This is a genomic window from Mesorhizobium sp. M1409 (genome assembly GCF_040317535.1).
Lineage (GTDB): Bacteria > Pseudomonadota > Alphaproteobacteria > Rhizobiales > Rhizobiaceae > Mesorhizobium.
Genome location: NZ_JAMYKV010000140.1, coordinates 1 through 1,674, shown reverse-complemented (window position 1 = coordinate 1,674; position 1,674 = coordinate 1). Strand labels below are relative to the sequence as shown.

Here is a 1,674-nt window from a genome sequence, read left to right as displayed (position 1 = left end):
GGGCGCGCCGCACCTGCTGCTCGAACAGTTCATGGATGCACCGGTCCGACGGATAAGGCGCCGCCGTCCGGTTCAGCTCCTCCAGCAGGTAGGCGCGCTCGTCGGAGGGCAGGATGTCGATGCGGCCGACCGGCTGGCCTGCATCGGCGACCATCGCCCGCAGCAGCGCCAGCAGATAATTACGCTGCCGCTCGATCGTCGCCTGGTCGAACAGCGCCGTCGCATAGCCAAAGCTTCCGGCGATCTCCTCGCCATGCTCGCAAAGGCTCAGTTCCAGATCGAACTGGACTTGATCGAGCCCCTCCCCCGCAGCCTCCACACTCAGCCCCGGCAGATCCAATGACCCGATCGCATTGTTCTGCCAGGCCAACATCACCTGGAACAGCGGCGTGTGATCGAGAGCCCGGGGCGGCTTGACGATCTCCACCACCTGCTCGAACGGCAGGTCCTGATGCTCCTGCGCCGCCAGCGCTATGCGCCGCGTCCGCTCCAGAAGCTCCGCCACGCTAGGCTCGCCCGACAGGTCCAGCCGAAGCGCCAGGGTGTTGACGAAGAAGCCGATCAGCTCTTCGATCTCGCGCCGGCCGCGATTGGCGCTCGGCACGCCGATGACAAGGTCGTCCTGCCCCGACAGGCGCGACAGCACCGCAGCCCACGCCGTCAGCACCGTCATGAACAGCGTCGTGCCATGCTGCCGGCTCAGCCGCTTCAGACCCCGCGTCAAATCCGCATCGATGACAACGGGCACACTGGCTCCGGCAAACGACTGTTGCTCCGGCCGCGGACGGTCCGTCGGCAAGCCAAGACGGGCCGGGGCGCCGGCGAGGGTCTCGCGCCAATAGTCCGCCTGGCTCTGCAGCCGGTCCCTCGTCAGCCACTGTCGCTGCCAGGCGGCATAATCCGGGTACTGGATTGCCAGCGGCGGCAAAGGATCGTCCTGTCCAGCCTCAAACGCCCGGTAAAGCTGACTGAGTTCACCCACCAGCACGCTCATCGACCAGCCGTCCGAGACGATGTGGTGCTGGGTCAGCAGGAAGACGTGTTCCTCATCCGAGATCCGGATCAGACGCCCGCGGATCAGCGGCCCACGCGCGAGATCGAACGGCGTGAGGGCCTCTTCATGGCACAGATCCAAAAGCGCCGCCTCAGCATCTGGCCTGCCCTTGAGATTGTGCTCCAGCACCGGCAGCCCTGCATCCGGCGGCAGAACCGCGACCAGGGGCTTGCCCTCCGACGCGACAAAGACACTGCGTAGCGCCTCATGGCGGGCAAACAAACGGTCGAGGCCGCGCTGCCAGGCGCTGCGGTCGAGCACCCCACGCAGCCGCAGGGCCAGCGGCATGTGGTAGTTCGTGCTGCGTTCGTCCATCTGCGCCAAAAACCATAGCCGCTGCTGCGCGAACGACAGCACCAGAGGCTCATGACGCGACACGGCCACAATCGGCGGCAGGTCTTGCGGACCGGAGCGGCTCAACAGCTCGACGATGCTTGCCGCCAGATCGGAAAGCGCCGGTTTGGCAAACAGCCTCGCCAGCGGCAGCTCGACGCCAACAACCTGCGACAGTCGGCTCGAGAACTGCACGGCCAGCAGCGAATGGCCGCCGAGCTCGAAGAAGTTGTCGTGGCGTCCGACCCGCTCGACCCTGAGAAGCTCCGCCCAGATCTGTGCCAGCG

The 1,674-nt window shown here is 66.2% G+C and carries 1 protein-coding gene; it reads right to left on the bottom strand.

Going from position 1 to position 1,674, the window contains the following annotated elements; translation table 11 throughout:
• Positions 1–1,674: condensation domain-containing protein (locus tag NKG99_RS35695; RefSeq protein WP_352874158.1), on the bottom strand; the 1,674-nt coding region annotated here is incomplete at both ends.